Source organism: Gemmatimonas phototrophica (genome assembly GCF_000695095.2).
Classification (GTDB): Bacteria; Gemmatimonadota; Gemmatimonadetes; order Gemmatimonadales; family Gemmatimonadaceae; genus Gemmatimonas; species Gemmatimonas phototrophica.
In genome coordinates this window covers 1,540,513-1,564,959 of the sequence record NZ_CP011454.1, presented here as the reverse complement: position 1 = coordinate 1,564,959, position 24,447 = coordinate 1,540,513, and the positions used below count along the sequence as shown (strand labels likewise).

Below are 24,447 nucleotides of genomic sequence, written 5' to 3'. Positions count from 1 at the left end.
GTTACACCGCCAGGCGGCGCGCGCGGTCGAGCGGGCGCGCAAAGAGTTCTGCCAGGTCGCCGGCCTGCTCAAACCCATGCACGGGCGAGAAGACCAGTTCGATGGACCACTTGGTGCGCAATCCTTCCGCCTCGAGCGGGTTGGCGAGGCCGAGGCCGCACACAGTGAGGTCGGGTCGTGCGTCGCGGCACCGATCGAGCTGTTTCTCGACGTCCTGCCCTTCACTCAACTGCACCGTGTCGGGGAGTCGGGCGAGCTCCGCGTCCATCATGAGCTTGTCGAGATACGGGGTACCCACCTCGACGAGCTCCATCCCGCACTCTTCGTGCAGGAAGCGGGACAACGGAATTTCCAGCTGGGAATCGGGAAACATGAAGAGACGCTTCCCTTCGAGTTGCGTGCGATAGCGCTCCAGCGCCAGGCGGGCCCGGTCGGCGTTGGGGGCAATCGCGGCATCAAAGTGCGCGTCACTCACGTTCCAGGCGTCCGCTGCGGCCTTGAGCCAGGCGGTGGTGCCATTCACCCCAAAGGGATACGGCGCCGACAGGAGGGTTGCTCCGCGGGCCATGAGGGCACGCGCCGTTTCCCCGACAAACGGCTGCGCCAGCAGGAGCCGGGTATTGGGGCCCACCGGCGGCAGGTCGCGGGCGCGGCGCGGCGGGAAGAAACGCACCGGCCCCACGCCCAGCTTGTCGAACATGCGGGAGAACTGATCTTCCACCACGTCGGCCACCGTGCCCACGATCAGCAGTTCCTGCGTGGCGGTGGTGCTCTTCGGCATGTGCGGGACCATGCTGCACAGGCAGGCATCCTCACCTTGCGTGAAGGTGGTTTCGATCCCGCTGCCCGAGTAGTTCAGGATCTGCACCCGCGGCATGAACTGGCCGTTCAGGCGCTCGGCGGCTCGGCTCAGATCGAGCTTGATGACCTCCGACGGACAGGAGCCCACCAGGAACAGGGTGCGGATATCGGGGCGCCGGTCGAGCAGCTGCGTGACCACGCGATCCAATTCATCGTTGGCGTCGGCCAGGCCGGCCAGATCCCGCTCACTCAGAATGGCCGTGGCGAAGCGGGGTTCGGCAAAAATCATGACCCCCGCGGCGGATTGCACGAGATGCGCGCAGGTGCGGGAGCCGACCACCAGGAAGAAGGCGTCCTGCATCTTGCGATGCAGCCACACGATGCCCGTGAGGCCGCAAAACACTTCCCGCTGCCCACGCTCGCGAATGACAGGGAGTTCGAGCACGGTACTCACGACATCTGCTCCGTGGCGGCCGCACGGGCCGCCTTTTCAGCCGCTTCCTGCAGACGTGCCGCCCGAAGCTTGAGAATGAATTGGATGGCGTTCACGGTGTAGGCCGCATAGGCCACCAGCGCCATCCACATAAGGAAGCGCGGGTCCCATTTGAGGTAGAGCCCGACGAGATAGGCCGTGTGCTGCCCGATCACGAAGAAGCTCACGACGTCTTCCCAGAAGAACGACTCGTGGAAGAGGTACTGTCCGAACACCACTTTTTCCCAGATCGCGCCGGTCACCATGATGGTGTAAAGCACAAACGTCTTGACGACGATGGAAATGTGGGCGGCCTCAAGACCCTGTCCGGTCTTGAGGTAACGCAGAACTAGCGCCACCGAGATCGCCATGACCAGGAACTGCACCGGCGCAAGAAGTCCTTGCACCAGCGTCCACTTGGTGGCGTCGCGACGCTTCCGTTCTTCGGGCGTATAGAGGCCCGTACGTACAGCGGGAGCCGACGCACGGACATGGGCGGCTGCGTCGATCGCAACCGTCTTTTGGGGGGGCACAGCAGTCATCAGCCTTCTCTTCCGGGGGTTCGCTGCCCAGACGACATCAGGGTACGATTGGGGTCAGGAGTTGTCAAGAAGACTTGACGTACACTTTTCTTGACAACTGGACCGACTGGTACCATTATCGGCGCTCATTCGTTATGGTACGCCCGCACCCCGGGTTTATCTCACCTGCCAATTGCGCCCAGGAGACTTCGCGGCCATGCATGGCGCGTCCCTCCCAACCGCTGCGAGCGGCACCCCTCTGGTGACCCACCGCCCGGGCTCCAGCCCCGCTGTCATGGATCATCTGTCTTCGCCGCTGAGCAGCGAGCGTCTCGAACGTCTCGAGCGCACTATCCAGAACGAGCTGGTCCCGCGACTCATGACGAGTCACCGGGTCGGTCCGGTGTCGCCCGCCATGGCGGCGGCCGCCGGACGCGTGCTCTCTGAAGATGACGTGCTGTCCTTTGTCACCGCCGTGCGCAGCGTTGACGATGCCCGCGGAGCCCAGTTCATTCGCGGGGTCCTGTCCGAAGGGGCCAGCGTGGAAGCCGTCTACCTCGACCTGCTGGCCCCGTCGGCGCGTCGGCTGGGCGCCATGTGGGACAATGACGAGTGTGATTTCGTCGAAGTGACCGTGGCACTGGGGCGCATGCAGCGGCTCCTGCGCGACTTGTCGCAGGTCTTCCTGGCCGAATCAGGACACGCCGAGCCGGTGGGGAACGTGCTGCTGACCTGTGTCCCGGGGGAGCAGCACACCCTGGGCATCATCATGGTGGGCGAGTTTCTGCTGCGGGATGGGTGGCGTGTCCTCGTTGGCGCCCCGTGGACGGAGAGCGACCTGCTCACCATGGTGGCCAGCGAGTGGTACGACGTCATTGGATTTTCCGTCGGGACAGAGAGCCGGCTCAACGTGCTCCGTCGCGACATTCGCCGTCTCAAGACGGCGTCGCGCAACCCCAACCTCCAGATCATGGTAGGGGGTCAGCTCTTTGCTGACGACCCCTCCATGGCGGAACAGGTTGGCGCGAATGCCATTGCATCCGATGCCCGGGAGGCCCCAGTGATCGCACGATCACTGCTGCCCGCTGCCCGCGCCGGTCTCTCGGATGCCAACCGTTCGGAGGGGCTTGGCGATCGTGGCCAGTTCCGTGAAGCCTTTCGACGGGAGTAACCTCGCCTTTGGCGAGCTCGATGCCAAGTCTGCGGCCGCCTTGCTGGCGGTGGCAGGGGACATCGCGCTTGTCATGGATGGCGCTGGGGTAATTCGCGACGTTGCGCTCATGGGCAACGGCGATTCCCAGTTCGATACCGCCAATCAGTGGATTGGCCGCTCCTGGAGCGACACCGTGTCTGGCGACTCGCGCGCCAAGATCGATACGCTCGTCAAGGAAGCGGTCAGCCTTGGTGTGTCCAAGCGCCGCCAGGTCAACCACATCATGGGGGATGTCAGTGATGTCCCCGTGTCGTACACCACCATCAAGCTGGGCCGCGACGGGGGCCTCGTGGCCGTCGGCCGCGACATGCGGCACGTCTCGGCCTTACAGCAGCGCCTGGTGGAAGCACAGCAGGCCATGGAACGCGACTACTGGCGGCTGCGCCATGTGGAAACGCGCTACCGGCTGCTCTTCCAGTTGGCCAGTGATGGCATCGTGGTGTTGGACGCCGCCAATCTCAAGGTGCTCGACGCCAACTCGGCGGCCGGGCAGATTTTCGGGGAACCCACCGATCGTCTCATCGGTCGGTCGTTCCCGCTTGGTATGGATGCGCAGGCGGCCCGCGCGCTGGAAGACCTGCTTGCGTCGGCCCGTAGCGCCGGGCGAGCCGGCGACATCAGTCTCGCATTGCAGGGGGGGCGTTCATTCCATGCCTCGGCATCGTGCTTCCGACAGGAACAGGCCACGTTGCTGCTGGTGCGGTTCTCCCCCGCCGAATTGCCGACGGCCGGCGCCACCACGGGGGGCAGTTCGCCCTCGCGGCTGATTGACCTGCTGGAACGCTCTCCCGATGCGTTCGTGGTGACCGACCTTGACGGGGAGATTCTGACCGCCAACCGGGCGTTCCTCGACATCACGGAGCTGGCCAGCGAGGAACAGCTCCGGGGGACAACCCTCGGCACTTATATCGGTCGTCCGGGAGCCGACTTCCCGGTGTTCACGGGCATGCTGCGCAAGAACGGCGTGGTGCGGCTCATGGCCACCTCGGCGCGTGGACTGCACGGGAACCAGTCGGAAGTCGAGGTGTCGGCGGTGTGGGTCCCGGAAGGCGAGGAGCCGTGTATCGGCTTCACGATCCGGGACATTGGCCGTCGCCTGGCGAGTGGCCCCCAGGGCGCCCGTGACCTGACCCGGGCCGTTGAAGAACTGACCTCGCTGGTTGGCCGGGTGTCCCTGCGCGATCTGGTGCGGGACACAGTGGATCTGGTTGAGCGCCATTTTATTGAAGCGGCGCTGGAGCTGACCAACGACAACCGCACCTCAGCGGCAGAAGTCCTTGGGGTCAGCCGACAAAGTCTGTACGTCAAGCTGCGAAGACATCGCCTCGTCACACCGGGTACCGACCGCGAAGAAGACGCCGCCAGCTAACCCTGTCGTTCCGTCCCCGGATCCCCTCACAACTCCAGAATCTCACCAGCAGGGAAAAAACGCCCTCTGGCTCTGTCGCGCGAGGCGACTGTCAACTAAACTGGACACATATGGGCGTCAGTTATTCAGAACGAACGGCGGTGACGCGGCTGGACCCGAAAGCGGTCCTGACCTTGCTCAAGCCGGTAACCTGGTTCCCACCCATGTGGGCGTTCACCTGCGGAGCTATTTCCGCGGGTGTACCGCTGTCTTCCGAGCGCCTGTGGACGCTGGCGCTGGGGATTGGTCTGACCGGACCGCTGGTGTGTGCCTCCAGCCAGGCGGTCAATGATTGGTTTGACCGACATGTGGACGCCATCAACGAGCCCAATCGCCCCATTCCGTCGGGACGGATTCCGGGACAGTGGGGATTGGCGATCGCGATTTTCTGGAGCGCCCTGTGTGTGGTGTGGGCGTTGCCACTCGGGCGGTTCGGGCTGGGCGCCGTGGCTGTGGCGCTCGCGTTTTCGTGGGCCTACAGTGCGCCGCCGTTTCGCTTCAAGCGCAACGGGTGGCTGGGCAACACCGCAGTGGGCTTCACCTATGAAGGGTTGGCGTGGGTGACCGGCGCCGGCATCATGCTGGGGAACGTCCTGCCGCCTACGCCGCTGCTGCTGCTGGCCGCGCTCTATAGCATCGGCGCCCACGGCATCATGACGCTCAACGACTTCAAGGCCATTGAGGGCGACCGCACCATGGGGATCAATTCCCTGCCCGTCATGCTCGGACCGACCGGTGCCGGGTGGGTGGCCTCGCTGGTAATGCTGGTGTCGCAGTTTGTCGTGATTGCTCTGCTGCTGTCGTGGGGGCGTCCGGGGTACGCGTCGGCCATTGGCGTGCTGGCCGCGGTGCAGGCGGGGCTCATGTGGTGGTTTGTGCAGAAGCCGGTGGAGCGAGCGTTGTATCTGAGTGCGTTCGGAGTGCCCTTCTATGTGAGCGGCATGATGGTCTCAGCGTTTGCGGTGCGGACGCTGCCGATAATCACTGGCGTGGCCACCGAGGCCGTGCGCTGATGACGACCGCGGTCGCCCCCATGGTTGTCGCTACCGAGTCGGGGATGAGTTGGTGGCAGCTCACCCGCCTTGGCTTTGTGCAGGCGGCTATTGGTGCGGTGGTGGTGTTGCTGACCACGACGATCAACCGGGTCATCGTGGTAGAACTCGGGCTGCCGGCGCTCATTCCCGGCCTGCTGGTGGCGCTGCATTTCGGCGTCCAACTCTTTTTGCGGCCGCGACTCGGGCACGACAGTGATCGTTCGACGCGTCGGACGCCGTGGATTTTAGGTGGGCTGCTCGTGTGCGCGCTGGGAGGCGTCGGGGTGGCCGCCAGCATTCCGGTGATGGCGACCAACGTGGCGCTCGGCGTCACCCTGGCATCACTGGCGAGCGTGATTCTGGGCGCGGGCGTGAGCGCGGCGGGGACGCCGCTGCTGGCACTCATGAGCGAACGTGCCAAGCCATCGCAGCGCGCCGGGGCCGCGGCCATCACGTGGATCCTGATGATTGTGGGCATCATCATCACGGCGGCCACGTCGGGGATGCTGCTTGATCCGTTTTCGTACACACGATTGATCGCCATTGCCGGCGGAATCGGTGGTGCGGGGCTGGTCGTAGCCTGGCTGGCGACGTGGGGCGTGGAGCGGGGCCCGCGCCCCATCATGCCGGCGAAGGCAGATCATGACGGGGCCACGTCGTTTGCCGCCACCTTTCGCACAGTGTGGCGTGAGCCGGCGGCCCGGCTGTTTTCCGGCTTCATCTTCCTCGCGATGTTCGCGTACAGCGCGCAGGATCTCATTCTCGAACCGTTTGCCGGCATTGCCTTTGGCATGACGCCTGGCGAAAGCACCAAGCTGTCCGGCGCCCATCATGGTGGGGTGCTGGTGGGCATGATCGTGGCGGCGCTGCTGGCGACGCGCACCGGTCAGCTTCGCCATTGGGCGGCAGCGGGATGCGCGGCCTCGGCGCTGTCGTATCTCGCCATGGTCGCGTCGCCAGCGTTGTCGAGCGTTACGGTGTTTACCGCCATTGTCGTGGTGCTGGGGCTCTCGAACGGCGTGTTCGCCATTGGCGCCATTGGTTCCATGATGGCATTGACAGGTGACAAGACCGATGGGCGCGCCGGGCTTCGCCTGGGCGTGTTTGGGGCCGCGCAAGCGCTGGCCTATGCCGTGGGGACGATGTCGGGCGCGGCGGGTGTCGATCTGGCACGCGCGGTGCTGGCATCTCCGGTACGTGGATATCTCGCGGTCTTTGCCGTGCAGGCCGTGCTCTTTGGGGCGTCAGCATGGCTGGCCATGCGCAGCGCGTCCAGCGAGCGAGCCACCGAAGTGTTTCAACAGCGTGGCGAGATGTTGTCGGCGGTCATTCAATGAGCGACACGGAGTACAGCAACATGAGTGCTGCACCAGGTGAAGTGACCCCGTTGGAACGCGGGACTCCCTATGAAGATGGGGAGCTGTTTGATGTGGTAGTGGTGGGCGGCGGGCCGGCCGGTGCGACTGCGGCCCACGAATTGGCGTGCGCGGGGCGCAAAGTCCTGCTGCTCGACCGCGCCTGGCGCACCAAGCCGTGCGGTGGGGCGGTTCCGCCGCAGCTGCTTCGCGATTTCAAGATTCCCCAGTCCCTGCTGGTCGCCCGCGTGAACACCGCGCGCGTGATCTCCCCGACCGCCAAGAAGGTGGACATCCCGGTGGGAGATGGGTTTGTGGGGATGGTCGATCGGGACATGTTCGACGAATGGCTGCGCAACCGCGCGGCGATCGCCGGTGCCGTCCGTCGGACGGGGGCGTTCACGCAGCTGTCGCGCGACCAGGATGGTACGGCCGTCCTGATGTATACCGAAGGACGGTCACGACAGGGGACCACGCGCACCGTGCGGGCCCGGTACGTCATTGGCGCCGATGGGGCCCTCTCGCCCATTGCCCGTCAATGCATCCCGGGGTCCCACAAGGCCAAGCACGTCTTTGCCTACCACGAGATCGTCAAGTCGCCCACGACGGACAGCGAAGTCTTTGGGCACGACCGGGTGGACGTGTATTACAACGCGCCCTTGTCCCCGGATTTCTACGCCTGGGTCTTTCCGCACGGCCCGACCACGTCCATTGGGACGGGGACCTTCCAGAAGGGCTTTGGCCTCAAGGAAGCGGTGGCCAAACTCCGGCTCGATACCGGGATGGACGGATTGGAGACGATTCGGCGCGAAGGGGCCCCTATTCCGATCAAACCCCTTCCCCGCTGGGACAACGGCCGGGACGTGGTCGTAGCCGGAGATGCGGCCGGAGTCGTGGCGCCGGCGAGCGGAGAAGGCATCTTCTACGCGATGACCGGCGGCCGTTTTGCGGCGGACGCAGTGGAGGAGGCCCTCCAGACCGGCAAGGCTTCCGCGCTCAAACAGGCCCGCCGCCGATTCATGCGGCTGCACGGTCCGGTGTTTTTCGTCCTCGACGTAATGCAAAGTTTCTGGTACACTACTGATGAGCGGCGGGAGCGGTTTGTCGCGATCTGCCGAGATCGGGATGTCCAGCAGTTGACGTTTGACGGTTACATGCGCAAGCAGTTGGTGCGCGCGAAGCCGATGTCGCACGTTCGCATTTTCTTCAAGAACCTGGCGCATCTTGCCGGGCTCGCGCCCGCCTGACTCCCGACTCCGCATCCCCTCCCCGATGCTGATTTCGATCGCCATCGACTTCCGCTTTGCCGACGTGGCAACACGTGAGCGCTTCCATCTCTCGGAAGAGCGCCTCACGCAGTTGTATCGCACGGCCCGCACCGAAGCCATTACCGAATCCGCGCTCATCTCCACGTGCAATCGCACGGAGCTGTATGCCTGGGTGGATAGCGATGACCCACAGGTCATTGAACGATCCATCCAGACATTGGCCCGTCGGTGGATGCGCACCCGATCGGAAGGCGTCCAGCTGCTCACCACGGCGACGCGCCGTGTCGGGCGTGATGCCGCGGAGCATGTGGTGCGCATTGCCTCGGGGCTTGAGTCACAGGTGCTTGGCGATGGGCAGATTCTCGGCCAGCTCAAGGCCGCGTACAAGCGCGCCTCCCGCGGGCAGGCCGCCGGGCCGGTCTTGCACCGTCTCTTTGAGACCGCGTTGCGGGCTGGGAAGCGGGTGCAGACGGAAACGTCGCTGACGGCGGGACGGAATTCCGTTGGGGCTGAAGCCGCGATCACGGCGTCTCAGCGATTCGGCAATCTCGAAAACGCACGGTGTGTGGTGATTGGCGCTGGCAAGACCGGCGCCCGCTCGGCCAAGCAACTGCACAAGCTGGGTGCCCGCGACATTGTCGTGGTCAATCGCACGTTCGAAAACGCGCAGAATCTGGCCGGCATGGTTGGAGGGCGCGCAGCGCCGTGGGAAACGTTGCACGTCGAGACGGCCATGGCCGACGTGGTCATCGTGGCCACGGGTAGTGAGGTCCCGGTGGTGGAAGGTGCGGCGTTGCAGCGGGCGCGCGAAGCCTGCGCAGCCAGCGGCTACGCCTTGCTCATGATGGACCTCAGTGTGCCGCGCAACATTGACCCGGCCGTGGTTGACGAGCCGGGCGTGACGCTCATCGACCTCGACACCTTGCACCAGCCGGTGTTGTCGGCCGAAGTCATGCGCAAAGATGCGGTCCCGCACGCCGAGACGATCTGCGCGGACGAGACCAACGCGTTCATGGACTGGATTGCCACGATGCCAGCGCGCGACGCCATCAAGCCGTTGCGGGAAGCGCTGGAAGACGTGGCGCGTCGTGAAGTGGCCTTCCACTCGAAGGATGAAGGGGTCGCCGAGAAGGCGGCATCGCGCATTGTGGCGAAGCTGCTGGCCGGCCCCATGGCGGCGTTGCGTCGGGCGTTGCAGCGGGGAGAACCGCTGGACCAGCACGCCATGATGCTGCTGGAGATGTTTGCGCCGGCGGAAGGCGCCGGTGCCACACAGTCTCGGCGCACCACGGGGACCCATCGGGCGGTACCAGCGCCCGCGTCGGTGCCCAAGGTATCGGCGGCCAGAACACCGGTGGCCAAGGCGCCCGTTGAACGCACCATGCGGGGCGATGCCGCCATGAAGCACGCGGCGCCGCCAACACCGCACAGCAATACACCGCTGGTCACCACTCAGCAGTTTACCTGATGCCGTGAACCCCGCGACGCATCGCTGACACGCGGTGCGTCGCGCTGGTGTTCGTACGGCCCTCGAGTTTCTCGAGATCACCTGGGCTCTCCCCAGCCCGACACTCCCCCGAGTATGAACGACCTGTTGTTGCGTGCCCTGCGCCGCGAATCCGTGGAACGTCCCCCCGTCTGGATGATGAGACAGGCTGGGCGCTACCTCTCTGAGTACCGGGCGGTACGTGCCAAGTCGGACTTCCTCACGATGTGCCGCACACCGGAACTCGCCACCGAGGTCACGCTGCAGCCCATTGATCTCGTGGGCGTCGACGCGGCCATCATCTTCAGTGATATTCTGGTCATTCCCGAAGCGATGGGTATGCACCTCACGCTGGACGAAGGCGTGGGCCCGCAGTTTCCGTCGCCTATTCGCACGCTGCAGGATCTGCAGCGGCTGCGTCCGGTGGATCCGAGCGACCAGCTGGGATACATGCTGGATGCGCTGCGCATGACCAAGCGGGCACTCAACGGACGTGTCCCGTTGATTGGCTTTGCCGGCGCACCGTGGACGTTGGCCGCCTACATGGTGGAAGGCAAAGGTACCAAGCAGTTTGCCGTCGCCAAGAAGATGCTCTTCGAGAACCCGACGCTCGCGCATCAGTTGCTGGACCAATTGGCAACCGCCGTCGGCGATTTTCTCGTGGCGCAGGTGGAAGCCGGCGCGCAGGTGGTACAGCTCTTTGAATCGTGGGCTGGCGCTCTGGGCCCGCAGGAATTCCGCACGTTTTCCCTCCCGTACCTGGCCAAGGCGGCGCTGCGGGCCCGCGAAGCGGGCGTCCCGGTGATTGTCTTTGCCCCGGGCGGGGGCTGGGCGCTCAGCGAAATTGCCGCGGCCACGCAGGCCGATGCCATCGGCGTCGATTGGCATACCTCTCCACAGGATGCCCGTCGGCAAACCGAGCCGTTCAACGTGGCGCTGCAGGGGAATCTCGATCCGTGCACGTTGTACGCGTCGCCGTCGGAGATTCGCCAGAAGACGCACGACATGATCTCCGCCTTCGGACCGGTGGGGCATGTGGCCAATCTTGGCCACGGGATTCTGCCGGACATGAAGCCGGACCACGCCCGGGCGTTCATCGACGCGGTGAAGGAATGGGAGTGGACGGATGAGCGCGTGGCCGCGTCGCGTGCCGCGCAGGCCCCCGGGATTCAGTTGGCGGGGGTGCCATGACGGTGGCGACGCACCCAGGTGACGCCGCCGCCGCGACCGTGCACAGTCGGCGTGGTGAAGTGACCCGTTGGATTGCGGGGCTGCACGATGAGCTCACCTCCTTTTTCGGACGGCTCGACCGTGGCGGCACCTTTATCGAAGATCGCTGGGAGCGTCCGGGCGGTGGCGGTGGTGTTGCCCGCGTCATGACCGATGGGGTGACCTTCGAAAAGGCCGGCATCAATCGCTCCGCCGTCATGGGCGAGTTGCCCGAGGCCGCCGCGCGGCGACTGGGTGGGCGTGGCGCGGCATCAGGAACCACACACTTTTTTGCAACCGGTGTGAGCCTGGTGGTGCACCCGCGCAGCCCCAAGGTGCCCACGGTGCATCTCAATGTGCGCTACTTCGAGCTTACCGACGAGCACGGACAGTTGACCGATTGCTGGTTCGGCGGCGGGACCGATCTCACGCCGTTCTACCCGCACCAAGAGGACGCGCACACGTTTCATCGGGCCTTGCACGACATGTGCAGTCGGCACCATGCGGCGTTGTATCCGCAGTTCAAGCAGTGGTGCGATGAGTACTTCGTGAACACGCATCGTGACAACGAAGCGCGCGGCGTTGGTGGCATCTTTTTTGATCACTTGCGCGCCGATGACGAGCGATTCGGCCTCGACTTTGAAGCGACGCAGGCGTTTGTCACTGACGTGGCGCGCGTGCTGCGCCGGGCCTACGAGCCCATCGTGGACCAACGGCGGGAAGAACCCTTCAGTGTGGCCGAACGGGAGTTCCAGCTGGTTCGTCGCGGACGGTACGTGGAATTCAATCTCGTCCACGATCGCGGGACCACCTTCGGCCTGCAAACCAACGCGCGCGTGGAAAGCGTGCTCATGAGCCTGCCTCCACTGGCGATGTGGCAGTATGCCCCCCGCTATTCCCCTGATTCATTTGAAGCGCGGCTGATGCAGATGCTGGAGCCGCGCGACTGGATAACGGACGTCGCTGGAGCGTGAACCATGCACGTGCTCGCTGATATGATCGGCAACGTTGCTCCTCTTGAAGGAGACGGAGGCGACTCGCGCTCCGTGGCCGTGGTGGGCGCCGGAATTACCGGACTCGTCGCGGCCTATGAGCTGCGTCGTCGCGGGGTCAACGTCACCCTGTACGAAGCCAGCGGGCACACCGGCGGAGCGATCCGCACCACGCACGCCGATGGGTTTCTCGCCGAGCACGGGCCCAATTCGTTTGTCACGTCGGCGGCCGTTGATACGCTGTTGCAGCAGCTGGATTTGCAGGACGATGTCGTGGAGGCGAGCCCAGGCGCCAACAGACGATATGTGGTGCGCAACGGTGCGCTGATGCCGTTCCCGTTGTCGCCGCCGTCCATGCTTACCACGGGCCTGCTCTCCTTCAAGGCGAAGCTGCGGGTCTTGCTGGAGCCACTGGTGCGCACACGTACGCAGGACAGCGACGAATCGGTGGCCAGCTTTGTCCGGCGGCGTCTGGGCCACGAGGTCCTCGACTACGCCGTTGATCCGTTCATCTCGGGGATCTTTGCGGGTGACCCCGAGACCCTCAGCATGGCGCATGCGTTTCCACGCGTGGCGGAGCTGGAGCGGCAGTACGGGTCACTGTCGAAGGGCTTGATGATGACGCGCAAGCAGTTGGCCAACGGGGAGAGTGCCGCCACGTCGCATGGCGGCCCAATGACCGCGTCCCCGCCGGCACGGGCTCGACTGATCAGTTTCGTAGACGGGATGCAGACGCTCACGGACACCCTCGAAGCGGCCATAGCCGGGACGGTGCGTCTGGGTTGCCCGGTGCGTCTGGTGCACCGTCAGGAAGCGCGCTGGGTAGTGGACGCCGGACAGGATGGCGTGGCGCAGTCGCGTCTGGCGGATGCCGTGGTGATGGCCACGCCGGCACACGTGTTGGCGGCCATGGAGTTGCCGGCGTCCATGCGCAAGCTGGCCACCCCCATTGAGCGTGTGGAGTACCCACCGGTCAGCACGCTCACGTTGGGATTCAACCGCGAAGACGTGGCGCATGCCCTGGATGGCTTTGGGGTGCTGGTGCCGGCAGTGGAGCGGCGCACGTTGCTGGGTGCGTTGTTCAGCTCGTCGCTGTTCCCTGGCCGTGCTCCGGACGAGTGCGTCACCATTACCTGTTTCGTGGGCGGAAGTCGTCAAGCGGAGCGCGCACGCGAGGATACCGACTTGCTCCTGGAGCGCGTGCTGCTCGACCTGCGCCAGCTTCTCGGCGTCCGTGGCGAGCCGGTATTTGCCAAGCACGTGTACTGGTCGCGTGCCATTCCGCAGTACACCGTGGGCTATCAGTCCGTGAAGGACGCCGCAGATCTCACGGAGCAGCAGAACCCCGGGCTGTATCTGGCCGGGAACTTCCGCAATGGCGTGTCGGTGGGTGACTGCGTGGCCAGTGGTCAGCAAGTGGCCGAACGGGTGGCCGCTTACCTCACCCGGGCGGGATAACGCAGCGGATGTTGTCTTGCGTGCGAACGGCGCCAGCGGACCTGCTCGCGCCGTTTGTTTTTCACATTGCTGCATAGGTGCCGGTGCTCATGTCGCTCGACCTGTTGGCCGTTGGTCCGCATCGTGACGATGTCGAACTCACGTGCGGTGGTACGCTCATCAAAGCCGTGGACGATGGGAAACGGGTAGGCATTCTGGATCTCACGCAGGGCGAGATGGGAACGCGCGGATCGGCGGAGCTGCGGGCGCAGGAGGCGGAAACCGCGCGGCAGGTCATGGGCGTGCACGTGCGGCAGAATCTCGGGTTGCCCGACGCGGGCATCACGAACGACAACGAGACACGGACAGCACTGGTGCAGGTCATTCGTCAGTTGCGCCCGCGAGTGGTCATTGCCCCCGCACCACGCGGACGTCATCCCGACCATCGGCGTACCACGGAACTCGTGCGCGATGCCTGTTTTCTGGCGGGGCTGAAACGCTACGCGCCAGGAGACCATGAGCCATTTCGTCCGTTCAAGCTGCTGCACGTGATTACGTATCGTGAGGACTATACCAAGCCCACGTTCGTGGTGAACATCACGGCCCAGTTCGAGCGCAAGCTCAACGCCATCAAGGTGTACGGCTCGCAGTTTGACGGGACCACGCAAGCGGGTGAGGTCTACCCCAACGGGGAGCCGCTCTACGACATGGTCCGTCATCATGCGGCCCACTACGGTTCGCTCATTCGTACGCAGTACGGCGAACCCTTCTTCACCGACGAGACCATGGATGTGGCGGACGTGACCTCGCTGGGCGTGTCCACATTCTGACGGGGGCCGGGATGCGCGGAATCCAGAGCGGGCTTGCCGCCTTGTTGCTGTCGTCGTGTGCACCGCGCGAAGAGCCGGTATTGCCGAGCATACAGAACGCCGCTGGGGATTCCGCGACAACTTCGTGGTGCAGCGCCCTGCCCCGTGCCGTAAACGCCGCCTTCGAGCGAGTGCCAGTACCGGGAGACTGGCACGAGGTGTATCAGGTGGAGCCTGGTGTGTTCGCGATTGTGGAGCCGCGACAGTTTCAGGAAGCCATCTCGTATCTTCTGGTTGGCACCAGCAGCGCCTTGCTGTTCGACAGCGGCATTGGGCTGGTACCGCTGCGGCCCGTGGTGGATGCACTCACCACGCTGCCCGTATCCGTGCTCAACTCGCATTCGCATTTCGATCACGTGGGAGCGAACTTCGAGTTTACCGATGTGCTGGCCCTCGATCACCCGTTCACGCAGGCCAACGAGCGCGGCAAGGCACATCTGGAAGTGGCGAGTGAAGTGGCCGTCGACGCTTTTTGCGGCCGCCCGCCGGCGGTTGCCGATACGGCCACGTTTCGATCGCGATCGTGGCGGGTGGCCCGGCGGGTGGCCAGTGGTGACACGATAGATCTGGGCGGTCGAACGCTCGAGATTGTCGCCGCCCCGGGACACACACCGGATGCCATCGTGTTGCTCGACCGTGCCAACGGGTTGCTCATGACCGGGGACTCGTACTACGACTCGGTGTTGTGGTTTTTTTCGAGCGAGACGGACCTTGTGGCCTACGAGCAGACCATGACACGGCTCGCGGCGCTGGCGCCATCGCTGCGGCGGCTGCTTCCGGCGCACAATACCATCTCTGCGCCGCCGTCGCGTTTGGTTGCTGTAGCAGCGGCGGTGCGCACACTCCGCGCCGGCGGCGGGGTACGCCGTACACAGGGGACGACACAGGAGCAGGTCACCATTGGGGATGTCCGCTTTCTCGTGCGCGCCAACACGCCACCAATCACCGCGCCCGATAGCAGCAGACGATAGATTTGCGGCATGAGCACTCGTGACCAGCGACACCTCGACATCTCCATTCCCATGGGCCGCAGCACGCCCGAGTGGCCCGGCGACCAGCCGTTCAGCTGCGGCTGGACCTGCCGTCGCGAAGACGGCAGCAGTGTGAACCTCGCGGCGATCACCACCAGCTTTCACGTGGGGACACACGCCGATGCCCCGCTGCATGTGCACTCGGCATGGCCGGCGTCGGAAGCGCTGGCACTGGATGCCTTTGTGGGGCCGGTACGGGTGATTGAACTGCCGGTGGGGTACGACATCACGCAGGACCTTGAGGTCGAGCAGATGATCACGCTGCTCGGCGGCATCGTGCCGTTGCGGGTGCTGCTGCGCACGCAGCATTCCGTCGCCGGTGGCGCGTTCCCGCTGGATTGGCCGTGCCTGTCCGCGTCGGCCGCTTCGTGGCTGGTGAGCCAGGGGCTTCGCCTGTGGGGCGTGGATGCTCCCAGTGTGGACCGACGGGAGAGCAAAACGCTGGACGTGCATCACGCGCTGCTCGGCCACGAGGCGTTCGTGTTGGAGAATCTCGATTTACGCGACGTGCCCACCGGGGCGTATGAACTGCTGGCCCCACCGTTGTTGGTGTACGGCGCCGACGCGGCGCCGGTACGGGCGTTACTCCGGCCGCTGACGTAGCTGTTCCAGCCGCACGTCGATAGTGGGCGGGATGGTAAGACTGTCGGCAATGGCAGCGATCCCCTCGGCGTCGGCCCAGGCACGTTCGAGCTCGGCCAGTTCCCCTTCGAGGGCGCGGCGTTCCGCCTCTTCGTGCAGCGCCATTTCGAACGCCAGGCGCGCTGGCGCGGGGATGTAGTTGAGATCACCCGCATCGCCCCACGTGGCTTTCGCATCCCACGTCCGGCGCATACTTGCTGCCCAGCGGGGAAAGGCATCGGCGGCGCCGGCCTGTTCCAGCAACGTCACGGCATCAACCACTCGCGCCGCGGATGCTCCGGTGCGATTGATGCGCGGCAGATATTCGCGCAGCAATGGCAACGCGTCGTGCCCATAGAGTTGGATGCGACCCTGTTCGTTCTTGCCTTCACCAAAGAGTGAGAACATGGCGGGGCCGCGGGTATCGCCGGCCGCACGACGCATGGCGTAGCCGATATCAATCCCCCACCCTTCCGGACCAGAGGCAATGAGACGCGGTTGCCCGATGGGCACAAAACGCCCGCCGTCGGGCAGCCGGTGCTCGCTCCCGCGCGCTGTGATGGCCCGGAGAATCGTGGACAGATTGAGCACGTGCACCACGGGGAGTAGCGTAGCGAGACCCGCACCAAACGCCGTGGCCCCGGCCAAGACCACACCGCCGCCTAACGCCGCACCAGCGCCCATGAGCAGCGTGCGTCGGCGACGGCGACCGAACTGATCACCGTAGCGCCACGCGGCAAACTCCGGCCGCAGAGGCTTCCCGACGCGCACGAGCTCCGTACCATCACGCAACCGAGCGAGACCAATCTGTTCAGTGCTGACCCGCACGCGGGTGTCGCGAAACGCCCGCTCCGCCTGTTCGATGGCCTCCCAGCGGGTGTCAAACGGCGTGAGGTTCCAGCGTTCGCAGGCGCGACACACGACCCAGAGGCGACCCATCGCGGCGTCGAACGCGAGGCGTTGACCGATGGGCAATGCCTCCAGCGACTCGTTGCTCGCGAAACGCGTGCGACAGTGGATACAGGTGGAGTACACGAGACAGGGAGCAGGGAACAGGGAGCGGAGAGCAGATCGTCAGGGGGACGGTTTGTTTGCCGATTCCCGTTGGAGTTCGCCAAGTCGTGCTTCAATCTGTGCAGGCGTGAACATGTTGTCGGCGATCTTGGCAATCTCTTCGGCTTCGCGCCACGCCACTTCCAGCAGTTGCAGTTCGCCTTCCATGGCGCGGCGCTCCGTCTCTTCGTGGAGCGCCATTTCGAGCGCGAGGCGGTCGCGGATGTTGAGCGTGTGCAGAGCGCCGGGAATTTTGCGCACGGTGTTGCGTTTGTTCGTCCCGTCAATCCACTGGCCGTTGCCCCACTGATCATCCCCGGGACGCCACCCGTGTTGCTGTTGCACGGTCGTCCACACCTTGAGCGGATCGCCTGCCTGTTCCAGTAGCGCCACCGCCTCCTGCACTTTGGCTTTCGATCCACCAAAGTTGTTCACGGTGGACATGATGCGCTGCGCTGCGCGCATGGCATCGGCGCCAACCAACAGATGCGTGCCAAGCCTCGACTCCAGACGGAGGCGCAGTTCATCCCCCGACCGGGACCGTTCCAGAACGGACATGCGCGCATGCCGTCGCTCCAGTTCGACCAGTGATCCGTCAGGCAGCGCGACGTGCCCAATGGACTTGGATTGCCGGCCGTGAATGAGGGCCTGCCACATGGCGGAGTTGCCATAGATCCCCGCAAAGCTCCCGACACTTACCCCGAGAGCCATAATTCCGCCAAAAATGGCGGCGGCACTGCCAAGCGTTGCACCACTTATCAGCAGCTGCCGGTTGCGCCGCCGACCAAACTGATCGCCGTAGCGCCACGCCGCCATTTCCGGGCGCTGCGGTTCACCAATGCGAATGAGGTCCACGCCTTCGCGGAGGCGCGCCAGTCCCACATTGTCGGTGCTGACCCGCAGCCGGGTGTCCCGGAAGCGCGCCTCCATGGCCTCAATGGCTTCCCAGCGCTCGTCGAGTGGGGAGAGGTTCCACCGGTCACAGGCCCGGCAGATGACCCAGAGTCGACCCTGGCGCGGGTCAAAGGCGAGCCGCGACCCCACCGGGAACAGCTCAAACGCTTCATTGCTGCCCAGTTTTCCGGTGCAGTGAATACACGTGGTGAACATGGGTGAAGTTTACACCATGGCGGGCCGTCGTTCCCCCGGAATTTCGACCCCGGTCCTGTTAATTTTCCAGAATGTCCCACTCCCCCGTGTACCTCGACCACGCCGCCACCACGCCGGTGCGCGACGAGGTCATGGCCGCCATGGCCCCATTCTTTGGCCCCCGTTTCGGGAACCCCAGCAGTGTCCATCGCTGGGGGCGCGAGGCGCGTGTGGCCCTCGACGAGGCCCGCGAGCGTCTCGCCGCCTGCCTCGGCGCCAACTCCGACGAGCTCTGCTTCACCTCCGGGGGCACCGAGGGGGACAACTTTGCCATTCTGGGCGCCTATCGCACCCTCAAGACGCAGGGGCGGACCGCCGCCATCTCCACGCCCATTGAGCACAAGGCCGTACTCGCGGCCGTGCATCAGGTAGCGCACGAGGGGGGGGAAGAGCGCCTCGTGCGGGTAGATGCCAACGGATTGGTGGACCATGACCACTTTGCCCAACTGCTCGACGCCCAGGCCGCTGTGGCGAGCGTCATGTGGGTGAACAACGAAGTGGGCGTCATTCAGGACGTGCCAACACTGGCGGCCATGGCCAAGGCCGCCGGCGTGGTCTTTCATACCGACGGTGTACAGGCCTTTGGCAAGGTCGCGGTAAACGCGCGCACGCAGCCGTTCGACCTGCTTACCATCTCCGGCCACAAGATTGGCGCCCCCAAGGGAATTGGGGCGCTGTACATCCGTCGGGACACGCCGCTCGAACCGTTGCTGCACGGCGGCTCACAGGATCGTGGGCGCCGCCCCGGCACCGAAAACGTGGCCTTCGCGGTGGGACTGGCCACGGCTGCCGAGCTGCTGCTGGCCGAACAGGACCATGAACACACCCGGCTCATGGCGTTGCGCAATGCGCTTGAGCAGGGCCTGCGTGAGCGTATTCCCGGCGCCGTTATTCACGGGGCGAGTGCCCCGCGCGCGGTGCACGTGGTGAACGTGTCCATCCCGGGGATGAACAGCGAGTCGCTGCTCATGGCGTTGGATCTTCGCGGCATCGCCTGCAGCGCCGGATCGGCCTGTCAGAGTGGGAGCGTATCGGCGTCGCACGTGTTGAGCGCCATGGGCGTGTCCCCGGAGCTGGCCAACGCCGCGCTGCGTTTGTCACTGGGGTGCCTCAGCACCCCGGAATGCATCACGCGTACCGTGGAGGTGCTGGGCACGCTGGCCGACAAGGTCCGCCAGCCCAAGGCGGCTCCCGTTTTCGAAACCGTCGAGTTCTGAGCAGAGTTTTTCTGCTCCCTGCAACCTGCTCCCTGCTTCCTGTTTCCAGCCTAGCATGACACCGTCCCCCGCCCTCCCCTTCACGCCGCAAAAAGGCGACCGCGTTCTCGTGGCCATGAGTGGCGGCGTGGACTCGAGCGTGGCCGCGGCGTTGCTGGTGGACGCAGGGTGTGATGTGGTGGGTGTCACCATGAAATTGCACGGCGACGGCGCGGATGTGCCCGACCGTCCGTGCTGTTCACTTGATGCCACCAGTGATGCGCGCCGGGTGTGCGAGACCCTCGGGATTCCGCACTACGTGACCAACCTCGTAGACAACTTTGGCCACGACGTGCTGGATGACTTCGTGCAGGAGTACGCACGCGGCCGTACGCCCATTCCGTGCGTGCGTTGCAACACGTTCACGAAGTTCCGCGATCTGCTGGTCAAAGCCGACGCGATTGATGCACCGTGGCTGGCCACCGGCCACTACGCGCGCATGGGACGCGTGGGCGACAGCGCCGTGATGTTGCGCGGGCTCGATGCCGGCAAAGACCAGAGCTACTTCCTCTGGGGCATTGACCGGCCGGTACTGGACCGGCTGGTGCTGCCCATTGGTACGCAGACCAAGGCGGAGACGCGCGACATAGCGCGGCGGTTCGGGCTGCGCACCGCGGAGAAAATCGAAAGTCAGGACATCTGCTTTGTGCCCGATGGCGATCACGTACGCGTGATTGCTGAACACCTTGGTGCCGACGCGCCGGCGTTGCAGCCTGGCCCCCTGCGCCTCGCCAGTGGCGAAGTGGTGGGCGAGCATCAGGGCTTTGCGCGCTACACCATTGGGCAGCGCAAAGGGCTGCCCGGCGGATTCGCCGACCCCATGTTCGTGGTGGAGATCGTGCCGGCGGAGCGGGCGGTGGTAATTGGGCCACGCGAAGCGTTGCTGGGGCGCGGCGTTGAGGCGCGCGAGGTCAACTGGCTCGCCGATGCCCCACGCGTTGGCGCGCCCATTCAGGTGCAGGTGAGAAACCGCGCCCGCCCATCGGCGGCCACGGTGGTACGGCTGGATGGCGACGGTATTGAGCTCGCGCTCGACGAGCCCATTCAGGCCATTTCGCCGGGGCAGTCGCTGGTCATGTACGACGGTGACGTCGTACTGGGCGGCGGCGTTATTGAGCGGGGGATGGCGGGTGCCGCCCCGGTAGCACGAACGCGCTCGCTGCCACTCCTGGCCGGGTAACGCACAAACGCACTGCTCGAACTCAGAATCCAAAACTGATCAGTGCCGGGTTGTGAGTTCGGGTTATGCGTTCAGGGTTCTGTTCTTCACAGCAATGGAGGTGCGTCGCGTGCCACAGTTACTTGCCCGAATCGCGCGCACCGTGATTGTTGCGAGCACGTTTTGCGCCTGCATTCCGTTGCCTGGCCAGCGCGAGTTATCCTCGCAGGTGGTTACCGGCAAAAGCGGTGAGGACACGCTGCTGGCTGGCAATGCGCTGTGCAAAGTGGGGCCGGACGCCATGGCGCGTGTGCAGGTGGGCGATACCCATCGCTGCATCTGGATGCGCTCCGGCAACGACGGCGCCCCCGCCGCTGGCGATCCGCGTCGCGCGGGCAAGGGTGGCAGCCCAACCCGGCCCGTGCTGCCGCCACCGCAATAACCCCCAACCAAAGACTCGAACCCACGACTCGGAACTGATCAGTTCCGGGTAATGAGTTCGGGTTATGTCTTCAGGGCACTTCGGCTCTCGGCACTGTCATCACCGCCACAAACATATCGGCGGTCACGTTGAGCAGCGTCTTGAACATGTCCGGCAACGTGTCGAGCGCAATGAGAATGCCAATGCCCTCCACCGGCAATCCGATGCTCGCGTAAAGCGGCACTTGCAGCAGCATGCCGCCGCTGGGGATGCCGGGTGTGCTGAAGTTCAGCACGACACTCGACGCGGCGACGAGTGCGAGGTTGGCGGTGCTCAGGTCAATGCCATACAGCTTGGCAATGAACAGCGCGCCCACCACCCAATAAATGGCGCTGGTCAGCTTGAAGACACTCGCACACAGCGGCAGCACAAAGCCGGTAGCGGTGGGCGGCAGGCGCAACACGTCCGTGGCCCCCTTGACCATGGCGGGCAAGCTGGCCAGTGAACTGCGCGATCCCATGCCCACCACGGATGCCGGCACGAGAGCGCGCGCAAAGTCGCGCAATGACACCCGCCCGGAAACCGCGACCGCCACGTAAATGGCCGCGGTGGCAATGAGATGCAGGACGATATTGACGAGGAAGTAAAAGCCGATGGCCCCCAGCACATTGGTGCCCAGCTTTTGCCCCAGCACCGTGGCCAACGCGAAGATGCCAATGCCCCCAAGGGCGAGCATCCAGCGCACCACCACGAGCATGGTGTCAGCCATGCCGCGAAAGAACGACAGCTGCGCGGCGCGCGGAGTTTCCGCTACTCGGCCCAAGGCAAACGCGTAGAGCAGCGTGAAGAGCACCACCGGCAACAGGGTCCCGTCGGCGGCGGCCTTGATGGGATTGAGGGGGATGAGCGACAGGATGAACGTGCGCACCGACAACGCGTCGGACGATGGCACATCAATCTTTGCCGACTCACGCAGTCGCGTGGTCGCCGCCGGATCGAGCACCAGCGATTCGAACCACACCGTGGAGACGACGCTCGAGAACACGGCGCAGGCCACCAGCAGCACCAGCATCCAGCCAAAGGCCTTCGCTCCCACGGCGCCGGTAGCCCGCAGGTCATCACCACCGGCCACGCCAACGATGAGCAGCGGCACCACCAGCGGAATGACCGTCATGCGCACGGCATTGATCCACGCCGTCCCCACCACATCGAGGGTGGCCAGCAGGCCGCCGGTGATGGCGGTGGGCGTTGACTGCTGCGAGAGCAGCATCCCCAGGGCGAGGCCCGCCAGGAGCCCCAGCGTGACCTGTACGCCCTGCGAACGGAGTGAAGAGGGTCTGGTAGCGTCGGACATATCCGCGCGAACCTACGGCATGTGCCGCCGTCGCGCGAGGGAGGCTAGAAGCCGAACCCGGTAGACCAGGTCACCATACCGCGGCCACGCGTCATTCCGGCAGGGTCGGCGCCGATACGCGTGTAGTAGCCAATCTCGCCGCCCAGCGCGAGCAGTGGCCACACATGCACCGTGCCTCCCACATACGTGCGCTTGGCAATGGCCCCCATGGGGTCATTGAAGGTGCGCAGCAGACCACCCGTGACGGCCACACCACTGCCCCAGTGCCCCAGCGAATTGGCGAGCCCCACGTTGAAACTGGCGCCACCGAATCCCACCTTGGCGGCCCCAAGAAAGCACCAGTCGCGCTTTTCACTTTCACGCACAAAGCCCATGCCGTACGACAGCGCCCACTTGAGGGGCGCACCATACGTGAGCCCACCCATGCACTGGTCAAACTGCCAGCGCGTCGTTGGTGTGCGTGACGTACTGTCAGACGCGGCCGGCGTAGCCTGCGCCCACGTGACCGTGGGCACCGCGCTCAACCACGCAGCCAGGCAGGCCGCACGCGTCCCACGAGAGAGAGTCATCAAAACTTCATCCCGCTGGCTTCGGCAAATTCACGCATCGCCTTCTCCTGCGCCTCGGTGAGGCTGTCCGGTACGGTGATGGTTACTTCAACCAGTAAGTCGCCCTTCTTCCCGTCTTTCTCAATCCCCTGCCCGGCCACCTTGAAGCGGCGGCCAGCCGAGGTGCCAGCGGGAATCCGGATGGCGACCTTCTTGCCATCGAGTGTCTTCACGCTGACCCGCGACCCCAACGTCGCCTGGGCGATGTTGATGGGGACCGTGGCAATGAGATCGAGCCCATCGCGCTTGTAGAACCGATCGTGCTGCACGTTGAACGTGATGACGAGATCGCCGGCCTGCCCACCGGCTGCACCTTTGCCACCCTGACCGCGCAGCCGCACTTTACTGCCCGACTCCGCGCCCGCCGGTACCGTGATGTTCACGGTGCGACGCGCCCGTGCCTCTCCTGTACCTCGGCAGGTGCTGCATCGTTCCGTGGGCACACTGCCACGGCCCATGCACACCGGACAGGGGCGGTTGACGGCAAAGCTCCCCTGCCCGAACGAAATCACGCCGCGGCCGCTGCACTCACCACACGGTTTGATCTGGGCGCCAGGTGCGGCACCGTTGCCGTGACACATGATGCACTCTTCGTTCACCTCGAGCTCTACTGGCACCTTGCCGCCGGCGGCCGCGATGCGAAACGGAACGTCCACGAGCTGTTCGATGGACTGCCCTTTTTCGGGCCCCTTGCTGCGTGTATTTCGCGCGCCTGCAGCACCACCAAACATGGACGAGAAGAGATCGCCGAGACCGCCAATCCCTCCCACGTCGAAGTCGGTGAATGTCCCGGCCCCTGATTGTCCCGGGCCGGTCGATCCGAAGCCGCCAGGACGGGCCGAGGCGCGCGACGCCCCACCACCAAAGCCCACGCCGCCAAAGGCGCCCAGACGGCGCATGTCGTCGTATTGCTTTCGCTTCTCAGCGTCCCCCAGCACGTTGTACGCTTCGGAGATTTCCTTGAAGCGATCAGCAGACTTGGGGTCGTTCTGATTGGCGTCGGGATGGTACTGCTTGGCGAGTCGCCGGTACTGCTTCTTGATTTCGTCGGCGGTTGAAGACGACGAAACGCCGAGGACTGCGTAGTAATCGGTGCCGTTGGCCATGCTAAGCGTTGAGGCCTGGTAAGTGACGGATGAGCCGTGGGCTCAGGCGCCGGTCCACTGCTTCACGATCACGCGCGCGGGGCGCAGCACGAGGCCGTTGATGACATAGCCTGACTGGAAGCAGACGGCGACCATGCCATCTTCCTCCGGCAGGGGTGCGGGTTGCGTACTGACCGCCTCGTGCAGATTGGGGTCGAACGCCTGCCCGGTGGGGTCGAGCACTTCAAAGCCATGACCGGCCAGCGACTTGAAGAGCTTCTTCTCCACCAGCAACACGCCATCCACGACGGTCTTGCTGTCCACCGTGGCCGGATCGACATGCGCAAAGCGCGTGATATCGTCGATGGCGTCAATGAGGCCGCGCACGAGCTCTCCCTGCGCGCGCCAGCCGGCTTCCTGCCGTTCCTTTGCGGCACGACGTCGGAAATTGTCGTACTCCGCCGCGAGGCGCAGGTGCTTGTCCTTCAGGTCATCAATTTCACGCTGACGATCGTCCGACGCGTCGATGGGCGCTGCCGGGTCGGGCGCGTCCATATCGGCAAGGGATTCGATCGTCGCGTCAGCGTTCGACATGGGATCAGTCATGGTCGTCCTGGATGCAGCCGGGAATCCGTGGCGCCCTGA

General features: G+C 64.8%; 23 protein-coding genes. 15 read left to right on the top strand and 8 right to left on the bottom strand.

The annotated features are described in order from the left end of the window. Window position 1: 1 nt before the first annotated feature. Both GEMMAAP_RS06495 and bchF read right to left on the bottom strand, forming a co-directional pair. Window positions 2-1,255, bottom strand: a complete 1,254-nt coding sequence (locus tag GEMMAAP_RS06495) for a ferredoxin:protochlorophyllide reductase (ATP-dependent) subunit N (RefSeq protein ID WP_026850315.1) — start codon at window positions 1,253-1,255, stop codon at window positions 2-4. Beyond that, on the bottom strand, window positions 1,252-1,815 hold the full coding sequence (gene bchF / locus GEMMAAP_RS06490) for a 2-vinyl bacteriochlorophyllide hydratase (protein ID WP_082821112.1): 564 nt from the start codon (window positions 1,813-1,815) through the stop codon (window positions 1,252-1,254). The genes GEMMAAP_RS06495 and bchF overlap by 4 nt, the downstream gene beginning before the upstream one ends. A 274-nt stretch (window positions 1,816-2,089) precedes the next feature. Here bchF and GEMMAAP_RS06485 point away from each other — a divergent pair, with 274 nt between their 5' ends. The 12 genes from GEMMAAP_RS06485 (at window position 2,090) to GEMMAAP_RS06430 (ending at window position 15,699) form a co-directional block, all read left to right on the top strand. Then, on the top strand, window positions 2,090-2,965 hold the full coding sequence (locus GEMMAAP_RS06485) for a cobalamin B12-binding domain-containing protein (protein ID WP_053334337.1): 876 nt from the start codon (window positions 2,090-2,092) through the stop codon (window positions 2,963-2,965). Next, window positions 2,943-4,376 carry a transcriptional regulator PpsR gene (gene ppsR, locus GEMMAAP_RS06480; protein ID WP_026850314.1) on the top strand — a complete coding sequence of 478 codons (1,434 nt, stop codon included), beginning with the start codon at window positions 2,943-2,945 and terminating at the stop codon, window positions 4,374-4,376. The genes GEMMAAP_RS06485 and ppsR overlap by 23 nt, the downstream gene beginning before the upstream one ends. A 140-nt stretch (window positions 4,377-4,516) precedes the next feature. Next, window positions 4,517-5,428, top strand: a complete 912-nt coding sequence (gene chlG / locus GEMMAAP_RS06475) for a chlorophyll synthase ChlG (protein WP_043581450.1) — start codon at window positions 4,517-4,519, stop codon at window positions 5,426-5,428. Next, complete coding sequence (locus GEMMAAP_RS06470; RefSeq protein ID WP_145979033.1) at window positions 5,428-6,786, top strand: BCD family MFS transporter; 1,359 nt, start codon at window positions 5,428-5,430, stop codon at window positions 6,784-6,786. Before chlG ends, GEMMAAP_RS06470 begins: the two co-directional genes overlap by 1 nt. 20 nt (window positions 6,787-6,806) lie before the next feature. Beyond that, window positions 6,807-8,051 carry a geranylgeranyl diphosphate reductase gene (locus GEMMAAP_RS06465; protein ID WP_053334447.1) on the top strand — a complete coding sequence of 415 codons (1,245 nt, stop codon included), beginning with the start codon at window positions 6,807-6,809 and terminating at the stop codon, window positions 8,049-8,051. A gap of 25 nt (window positions 8,052-8,076) precedes the next feature. Continuing rightward, a complete protein-coding gene (hemA, locus tag GEMMAAP_RS06460) occupies window positions 8,077-9,540 on the top strand; it encodes a glutamyl-tRNA reductase (RefSeq protein ID WP_026850311.1) in 1,464 nt (487 codons plus the stop codon). Between the two features lie 114 nt (window positions 9,541-9,654). After that, on the top strand, window positions 9,655-10,749 hold the full coding sequence (gene hemE / locus GEMMAAP_RS06455; RefSeq protein ID WP_053334335.1) for a uroporphyrinogen decarboxylase: 1,095 nt from the start codon (window positions 9,655-9,657) through the stop codon (window positions 10,747-10,749). Beyond that, window positions 10,746-11,741 carry an oxygen-dependent coproporphyrinogen oxidase gene (hemF, locus tag GEMMAAP_RS06450; protein ID WP_075071451.1) on the top strand — a complete coding sequence of 332 codons (996 nt, stop codon included), beginning with the start codon at window positions 10,746-10,748 and terminating at the stop codon, window positions 11,739-11,741. Before hemE ends, hemF begins: the two co-directional genes overlap by 4 nt. A 3-nt stretch (window positions 11,742-11,744) precedes the next feature. Continuing rightward, window positions 11,745-13,217, top strand: coding sequence for a protoporphyrinogen oxidase (gene hemG, locus GEMMAAP_RS06445; RefSeq protein ID WP_053334334.1), 1,473 nt, complete (start codon window positions 11,745-11,747; stop codon window positions 13,215-13,217). 89 nt (window positions 13,218-13,306) lie between these two features. Then, window positions 13,307-14,026 (top strand): bacillithiol biosynthesis deacetylase BshB1, encoded by a 720-nt coding sequence (gene bshB1, locus GEMMAAP_RS06440; RefSeq protein ID WP_026850308.1) that lies wholly within the window; start codon window positions 13,307-13,309, stop codon window positions 14,024-14,026. Window positions 14,027-14,037: 11 nt separating this feature from the next. After that, entirely contained in the window at window positions 14,038-15,036 is a 999-nt protein-coding gene (locus GEMMAAP_RS06435) for an MBL fold metallo-hydrolase (protein WP_026850307.1), read from the top strand. Between the two features lie 9 nt (window positions 15,037-15,045). After that, window positions 15,046-15,699, top strand: a complete 654-nt coding sequence (locus GEMMAAP_RS06430; protein ID WP_026850306.1) for a cyclase family protein — start codon at window positions 15,046-15,048, stop codon at window positions 15,697-15,699. Here GEMMAAP_RS06430 and GEMMAAP_RS06425 read toward each other — a convergent pair. Both GEMMAAP_RS06425 and GEMMAAP_RS06420 read right to left on the bottom strand, forming a co-directional pair. Next, a complete protein-coding gene (locus tag GEMMAAP_RS06425) occupies window positions 15,679-16,752 on the bottom strand; it encodes a hypothetical protein (protein ID WP_043581334.1) in 1,074 nt (357 codons plus the stop codon). The genes GEMMAAP_RS06430 and GEMMAAP_RS06425 overlap by 21 nt on opposite strands. Window positions 16,753-16,791: 39 nt before the next feature. Further along, on the bottom strand, window positions 16,792-17,880 hold the full coding sequence (locus GEMMAAP_RS06420) for a hypothetical protein (protein ID WP_026850304.1): 1,089 nt from the start codon (window positions 17,878-17,880) through the stop codon (window positions 16,792-16,794). 71 nt (window positions 17,881-17,951) lie between these two features. On the opposite strand from GEMMAAP_RS06420, the gene GEMMAAP_RS06415 reads away from it, so the two are divergent. The 3 genes from GEMMAAP_RS06415 (at window position 17,952) to GEMMAAP_RS06405 (ending at window position 20,776) form a co-directional block, all read left to right on the top strand. After that, window positions 17,952-19,136: a cysteine desulfurase family protein gene (locus tag GEMMAAP_RS06415; protein ID WP_026850303.1), complete on the top strand. Its 1,185-nt coding sequence runs from the start codon at window positions 17,952-17,954 to the stop codon at window positions 19,134-19,136. A 55-nt stretch (window positions 19,137-19,191) separates the two neighbouring features. Then, a complete protein-coding gene (mnmA, locus tag GEMMAAP_RS06410; protein ID WP_053334332.1) occupies window positions 19,192-20,355 on the top strand; it encodes a tRNA 2-thiouridine(34) synthase MnmA in 1,164 nt (387 codons plus the stop codon). Window positions 20,356-20,464: 109 nt separating this feature from the next. Beyond that, entirely contained in the window at window positions 20,465-20,776 is a 312-nt protein-coding gene (locus GEMMAAP_RS06405; RefSeq protein WP_145979032.1) for a hypothetical protein, read from the top strand. Window positions 20,777-20,846: 70 nt separating this feature from the next. Here the strand turns inward: GEMMAAP_RS06405 and GEMMAAP_RS06400 are convergent, their stop codons facing one another. From GEMMAAP_RS06400 to GEMMAAP_RS06385, 4 genes are read right to left on the bottom strand one after another with little or no spacing between them, the layout of a single operon-like run. Beyond that, window positions 20,847-22,109 carry a dicarboxylate/amino acid:cation symporter gene (locus tag GEMMAAP_RS06400; RefSeq protein ID WP_026850301.1) on the bottom strand — a complete coding sequence of 421 codons (1,263 nt, stop codon included), beginning with the start codon at window positions 22,107-22,109 and terminating at the stop codon, window positions 20,847-20,849. A gap of 44 nt (window positions 22,110-22,153) precedes the next feature. Then, complete coding sequence (locus GEMMAAP_RS06395; protein ID WP_026850300.1) at window positions 22,154-22,678, bottom strand: hypothetical protein; 525 nt, start codon at window positions 22,676-22,678, stop codon at window positions 22,154-22,156. Then, window positions 22,678-23,823, bottom strand: a complete 1,146-nt coding sequence (locus GEMMAAP_RS06390; protein WP_026850299.1) for a DnaJ C-terminal domain-containing protein — start codon at window positions 23,821-23,823, stop codon at window positions 22,678-22,680. Before GEMMAAP_RS06390 ends, GEMMAAP_RS06395 begins: the two co-directional genes overlap by 1 nt. A 42-nt stretch (window positions 23,824-23,865) precedes the next feature. Beyond that, window positions 23,866-24,396 (bottom strand): nucleotide exchange factor GrpE, encoded by a 531-nt coding sequence (locus GEMMAAP_RS06385; protein WP_158514753.1) that lies wholly within the window; start codon window positions 24,394-24,396, stop codon window positions 23,866-23,868. Window positions 24,397-24,447 lie beyond the last annotated feature (51 nt).